General features: G+C 42.4%; 6 protein-coding genes. All 6 read right to left on the bottom strand.

Annotated features, from left to right (window positions below; translation table 11 throughout):
* Positions 1 to 100 precede the first annotated feature (100 nt).
* A complete protein-coding gene (locus tag M3205_RS21450) occupies positions 101 to 1,078 on the bottom strand; it encodes a gluconeogenesis factor YvcK family protein (protein WP_251171742.1) in 978 nt (325 codons plus the stop codon).
* The gene (rapZ, locus tag M3205_RS21455; protein WP_251171743.1) at positions 1,075 to 1,968 is read right to left on the bottom strand and encodes an RNase adapter RapZ; all 894 of its coding nucleotides are present in this window, start codon (positions 1,966 to 1,968) and stop codon (positions 1,075 to 1,077) included. The genes M3205_RS21450 and rapZ overlap by 4 nt, the downstream gene beginning before the upstream one ends.
* Before the next feature lie 27 nt (positions 1,969 to 1,995).
* The gene (locus tag M3205_RS21460; protein ID WP_251171749.1) at positions 1,996 to 2,454 is read right to left on the bottom strand and encodes an 8-oxo-dGTP diphosphatase; all 459 of its coding nucleotides are present in this window, start codon (positions 2,452 to 2,454) and stop codon (positions 1,996 to 1,998) included.
* Positions 2,455 to 2,791: 337 nt separating this feature from the next.
* Positions 2,792 to 3,742, bottom strand: coding sequence for a thioredoxin-disulfide reductase (gene trxB, locus M3205_RS21465; protein WP_251171744.1), 951 nt, complete (start codon positions 3,740 to 3,742; stop codon positions 2,792 to 2,794).
* A gap of 127 nt (positions 3,743 to 3,869) precedes the next feature.
* Positions 3,870 to 5,369: a tetratricopeptide repeat protein gene (locus M3205_RS21470; protein ID WP_251171745.1), complete on the bottom strand. Its 1,500-nt coding sequence runs from the start codon at positions 5,367 to 5,369 to the stop codon at positions 3,870 to 3,872.
* A gap of 134 nt (positions 5,370 to 5,503) precedes the next feature.
* Positions 5,504 to 6,514, bottom strand: coding sequence for a nuclease-related domain-containing protein (locus tag M3205_RS21475; protein ID WP_251171750.1), 1,011 nt, complete (start codon positions 6,512 to 6,514; stop codon positions 5,504 to 5,506).
* Positions 6,515 to 6,869: the final 355 nt, after the last annotated feature.

Raw genomic sequence — 6,869 nt, forward strand, 5'->3', positions numbered from 1 at the left:
AAAAGTGCTTAGCCAGTGATATATATAAAGATATTCTTTGCTGAGCAAACGTATGCACAGTTTATATTTTTACTGACAAAAGCCCTTATACACCTTTATATTACGCGTTAAAACGCCTATTGGTTTCATGTAAAATTAAATCATAAAGCATTTGGGCAACTTCTTTGGTATCATGGCGAATGATCCCGCCTTTGTGGCTGACAATTTCACCGTGCATAATATCAAGGCCCAATTCAGCAAGTGCACCCGTATCATACACAACAGGCCTTGCCATTTCCTCGCTGTACCGCTCCTGAATATGAGCAGGAATTTCTTCATTGTTGACCAGGATGGTATTGATAAAAGCACAGCCCATATGAGCATAAAGCGCTTTTACATGGTCACTCGCTGTATAGTCGAGCGTCTCGCCTGCCTGTGTCATTAAGTTGCATATATACACTTTTTTCGCTTTCGATTGACAGACCTCACGTCCAAGCCTGGGAACAAGCAAGTTTGGAAGAATACTTGTATATAAGCTTCCTGGACCAATGATGATCATGTCAGCCTGTCTGATTGCCTGTAGTGTTTCAGGCAGGGCTTTAATATTTTTGGGAGTTAAAAACACCCGCTTGATTTTTTTGCCGGAATATGGAATCTTTGATTCCCCCGATACGATGGTCCCGTCTTCCATTTCAGCATGAAGGACCACACTCTGGTTCGCAGCAGGAAGTACCTTTCCCCTTACGTTTAGCACCTTGCTCATTTCCTGAATTGCATGAACAAAGTTTCCGGTAATCGAGGTCATTGCCGCGAGAATTAAATTCCCAAGCGAGTGGCCGGACAATTCATTAGAAGTCGCAAAGCGATGCTGGAACATCTCCTCAATGAGCGGCTCAACGTCTGAAAGAGCCGCCAGCACATTGCGGATGTCACCGGGCGGTGGGATATGAAGATCATTCCGTAATCTCCCTGAGCTGCCGCCATCATCGGCTACTGTCACAATGGCAGTAATATCAACAGGGTGCTGCTTCAACCCCCTTAAGAGGACAGGCAGTCCTGTTCCTCCGCCGATGATGACGATTCTTGGCTGTCGGTTCATTTGATGTTTTCCTTTCTCCTGTCGATGTCACGGTGGGTAATTGCCGTATTGTAATCCTTGCTGTAGTAGTCGGCAATGTATTCCGTCAGCGCTACCGAACGGTGCTGGCCTCCCGTACATCCAATTGCCACCACTAATTGAGCCTTCCCTTCCCGCTTATATTGCGGAAGCATAAAGCTCAGCAGCTCCGTAACCTTCTCCAAGAATTTACTGGTTTCCGTCCATTTCAGCACATAACCCGATACCTCTGCATCCAATCCTGTCTTCGGCCTCATATGTTCAATATAATGGGGATTCGGAAGGAACCGGACATCGAATACCAGGTCGGCATCAATGGGAATTCCATGCTTAAAGCCAAAAGACATGACGTTAACCGTAAATATGGTTTTTTTATTCAAAGAGAATTCCGTAAGTATTTTCTCGCGCAATTCCCTCGGTTTCATTTGTGAAGTATTATAAATCAGCCGGGCCCTGCCTTTTAATTCCTCGAGCAGCTCCCTTTCAAGCTTGATGCCTTCAAGAGGCAAACCTGATGGTGCAAGGGGATGGAATCGTCTTGTTTCTTTATATCTTCTGACGAGTGTGGAATCATCCGCATCAAGATATAAAATCTGCGGAGTGACCCAGGATGTCTCGGACAATTCATCAAGCGCCTTAAATAGGTGGTCAAAAAACTCACGGCCACGCAAATCCATCACCAATGCCACCTTATTCATTTTATTCCCGGATTCCTTCATAAGTTCAAGGAATTTAGGAAGCAGTGTCGGTGGCAAATTGTCTACACAGAAGAAACCAAGATCTTCAAAGCTCTGGATGGCTACTGTTTTCCCTGCCCCGGACATTCCCGTAATAATTACCATTTGAGTATCATTAACTGCACCCGTACTCATTTTTATTTCCCCCTGTATCTGTCAAATTCAGCTTGGATCCAGCCTGTAACTAAGCAATTCAAAATCCGGTGTATACGTAAATGTTCCATAAATCATTCCCTGGCCATGAATCATATACTCCAAAATATGCGAATCACCGGCAGCCATCGGCAGATTCTTTATCTCTGAAAACGGATGCCAGCGAAGCTTGCCTTCCTCTGATTCATCCAGGTTCAGCCCATCAGAAGCTGTAGCCAGAAAAGTAAACATCATCCACTCCTGCACAACTTTTTCGCCATCCTTCATGATGAACGTAAAAATGCCCTTAATATTTGGATTGCGAAGGTAGATGCCAGTTTCCTCCCTGAACTCACGGATGCACGAGTCCCTAACTGATTCACCCGGCTCCATTTTACCGCCCGGGGCCACCCACCAGCCTCTTCTCGGCTTTTGTAAAAGCAATACTTGGTCGTCTTTCAATAACACACAGTTCGTGACTCGCTGCAACACATTTCACCTCTAATTTTCCAAATCATGCCGCTGCCGCCATTTTCATAAAAGCAAAGGCTGGCTAACGTACTTTTATTATTCTTTTCATTATACTATTTTTGTCCTAGAGCCACAATGAATACAGGTTTCTAAAAAACTTCTTCAAATCATACTGTATTTACGCAAAAAAAAGAGCACAGGCATGGGCCTGTGCTTTAAAAAGGATTATATCTTTAAAAGGGGGTCAATTTCTATTCCTATACTACCCGAATTTTATTTCATCAAGGTTACAGGAGAATTAAAACCCCATGACTTTTTGTAAAACTTTTCAACCAGTGGCTATTTTTTCTATAAATTATTTCTTCGCTTTCAGGCTTTCCATTAATTCTTCCACATAGTGCTGGGCGCTTTGAGCAGCGATGCTTCCATCACCTGTAGCTGTAACGATTTGGCGAAGGGACTTCTCGCGGATATCTCCTGCTGCAAAAATGCCTTCCACCTTTGTTTCCATTCTTTCATTTGTTTCGATATAGCCGCTGCTGTTTGTGATACCAAGGCTTTCAAATGGCTTGGAAAGAGGCACCATGCCGATATAGATGAATACACCATCGGCCTTGAATTCTCTTTCTTCGCCGGTTTCAGCAGAAACAAGTGTTACGCTTCCCACTTTTCCGTCCTTATCATTTACTTCCTTCACTGTCGTGTTCCAGATGAAGTCAATCTTTTCATTGTCGAACGCGCGCTGCTGCAGAATTGCCTGCGCACGAAGCTGGTCCCGTCTATGAACGATTGTCACTTTAGAGGCGAAACGAGTCAAATATACGCCTTCCTCAACAGCAGAGTCACCGCCGCCGACCACTACAAGCTCTTTGCCTTTAAAGAATGCTCCATCACAGACCGCGCAATAAGATACCCCGCGTCCGCCAAGCTCCTTCTCTCCAGGAATGCCAAGCTTTTTGTACTCGGCACCAGTAGTAATAATGACTGAACGTGTTTTATATTGCTTTGATCCGGCCACAACCGTTTTGTATTCTTCGCCGTCAATGATTTCTTTAATATCTCCATACGCATATTCAGCGCCAAATTTCTTCGCATGATCGAACATCTTGGTGGATAAATCCGGCCCTAAAATATGGTCAAAACCAGGATAGTTTTCCACTTCTTCTGTATTGGCCATTTGTCCGCCCGGAACACCGCGTTCGATCATTAGAGTAGACAAGTTTGCACGAGATGTATATACAGCAGCAGTCATCCCTGCCGGTCCTGCACCAGCAATAATGACATCATAAATTTTTTCTTCAGTCACAGCGATTCACTCCTTCAGTAATCAGAAATCCAGTAATTAATAAAACACTTTATAAGTACGCATATTATAGTATGACCTTCTTACTGTTATCCTATAAAATTGGCACGTGTTCCGTCCAAATATCTGCTCACTGAAGGCGGTCATTCACCGATTTTACATATTTACCCATCGTAGAAGCGGAAATGCCATATCTTCCTGCAATCTTTGACTGGGAAACCTTTTCGTTGCGAAGCTTGTGCCAGACATACTCAATAGCTGCAGCCCAGGCATTTTTGTTTTTAATATTCTGCCGGTTATTTGTCAATTCTGCAAAAATAGTAAACCACATTAAATAAAGTCCTGCTTCCACCGTGCCGATCGGGTGGAAGTTTTCATAAAACAGCCGGGCCGTTTCGTGTGCAGCCTGAACTTGGGCAGGCGCTTCCTGCTCAGTTTTAACGTAAGAAAGGTAATCCTTTTCTATAGCTGAGAACTTATTGTTTCCTACAATTGCTTCAGAGACGAGTATTTCATCCCGTCTGCTGGATACCGATGTTAGGAAGAGTCCGAATAACCGCTCTTCAATATAGTCGCTTTCCAGCTTTTTTAAGATGGAAGAGTAATGGTCTTCAAAGCCACTGCCGGTTACTTTTTCATCGTTCCATGGCTCGAAGCCTTCTTTTTCCGGATTGATTTCAATTGCCTTCTTCCAAGCTGATTTCGCCAGCTCTTCACGCCCTGTGAAATAGGCGGAATAGGATAGCCAGTAATAAAATGGTCCGTCCCCTTCAAAGCCCTTCTTCTGAAGCTTGCGAAGCCATGCAAAGGAAGCCTCATACTCGCCGGTCAGAGCAAATGTGGCACCAAGCTTGAACTGGTGTTCAACCGAAAGCGGCTTGATTTTTTTCAGAGCCTCTTTCAACAGGCGCACCTGTCTGAAATCCCGCTCATAGAAAGCAAAAACCAGCTTGTTGCAAAGCGCATGAAGATTGCCCGGGTTTTCTTCCAGTACCTTCTCTAAAATATCTGCCGCCTTTTGTACTTCTCCCAGGTAAAAATACGCCAGGGCCAAATTATTGTATGCGGACCAATACTCCGGATACTCATCAATAACAGAATTCAGAATCTCAACCGCTTTTGGAAAATGGCCGGACTCCAGCAATTCCCGTGCATGTTCCTGCTTCATAATCAAATCATCCTGCTCGTACAGCTCGTCATCCAGATCATCCGATTCAAGCGTAAGAAGCTCCAGCAGATCCTCTGTATCTTCCGTAAACTCTCCGTCCTTATCCAACTCCAGGTACGTATTGGCATGCGTGTAAGCATCTTTGAATAAGCCCATATGAGCATAGTTGTTTGCAAGGAAATAATGACATTCCGACATATCCTCATCAAGCTCCTCCAATATCATATGAAGCAGCTCATTCGATTCCTGATACTCACCCATTTCTGAATGAACAATCGCAAGCTGGCAGACAATCATCGGTTCACCCGGCTCAAGCTGCATAGCCCGCAATAAATATTTCTTCGCTTTATGAAAATCCCTGCGGTGGTACGCCTTAATCCCTTTGGAAAAATAGTACTCACCATTCGGGATAAATGACAGTAACTTTCCCTTTTGGTGTCTAGCTTTAGAGTCTTTACTCATGAAATCCTCCATAAATGTTAGTAACTAAAGTAGTATATCACACGAACAAGCCTATGGAGAAGGAAAGAAATTACAATACTATTTCCAATCGTATTTTTTTATTGGAAATCTTGCCGCGGTTATGTTTTAAAGGGTTATTGCGGTGATCTAGCGATGATGGTGTTAAATTCGGAGATTAAGTGGAAGTTTGGAGGCGGGTGGTAGCGGCGGCCTTTGTTTGTGCCGGTGTGGGGGAGGTTGAGGGATTTTAATAGCCTTCTAGATATATGAGGAGAGTTTACTTCAAGGAAATCTCGAAATTCCTGATTCGAAATCGGCTGACCACCATTTAATAGAAATAAATCGGTTACTGCTTTAAGATGAGCGTCACTGCTTTTCAATGTGCAGTTTGGGCATATCCAAACACCATCTATTCTTTTCATGGAAACTGCGATGCATACTGGACAGAGAACCCCTTTAATAATCTCATCTTGTGATATTTTATAAAAATTTAAGATATCAACTTTCTCAGGAGTATGCTCCTTTAAAAAAGTTTTAGAAATCTTTTTGAGCTCCTTGTTTGTGAGCTGGGTTTGTTTACTTGTCATATCTAACTTTAAAATTTTGCTCACTAAATATTGGACATGTGTGATTTTTTGGTGGATTAGACTATTTTCTGAGGACGATTGCAGGATTGTAGAAGGTCTGCTAATCACAACACAAAACTCGACCCTAAGATGGATGCTGCGTTTCATTAACCATTTCTCTAATTCCCTTGCTTGTTGGCTAGCTTGCTCGATTGGGTTTGAATAGCCCTTTTGTTCACCATTATGTGTTGTCTGGATCATTTGATTAAACTGTGATTCAAAGTATAGTTTTCCGGAGATATTTTTAACTTCTAAAATGAGGGCGAATGTCGAAGAGAGGATGAGTGTATCGATTTGGAAGAAGTATTGTCCATTTGTCAATCGCAATCCATGAAAAATCATATATTCACCGGCCGGCAGCTTGCTTAGATGAAAGTCTAAAGCTACTTCTCCCCGATATCCTGCCCACCTTTTTGCCTGATCTTCCTCAATTTCAGCACGAACTTTATGACTTTTCGAAAGTCTTCTTAAAAGCACTTCATTTTTCTGAATTCTTATTGGAATTGTTCGATGTTTCATGATCAAAAGCATCACTCCTTCGATTAGCTATATAAATATTCTTCTGAAGAAGCGTAATTTCCTCCTTAGAGTTTTGTTATATTTTTTATATCTGACATGTTTTCAATTATATCTAGCACATTTCATAATTTATCTAGCATCATTCTTCTTTTATCTAACATGTTCTAAGATTTATCTGGCATCTTCGAGAATTTATCTTACATTTGACTTTAGAAAACCGCCTCCCTATGAACTATACCCCAGATACTGGACACTTATAAAAAAGTGCCCCTTTCTGGGGTTTTTTGTGTTTCAATAGATTTAATCAATAGGACGGAGGATTTTTCATGAGTAAGAATATTTATAATGAATTCCA

Source organism: Cytobacillus firmus (assembly GCF_023715565.1).
Taxonomy (GTDB): Bacteria; Bacillota; Bacilli; order Bacillales; family Cytobacillaceae; genus Cytobacillus; species Cytobacillus firmus_C.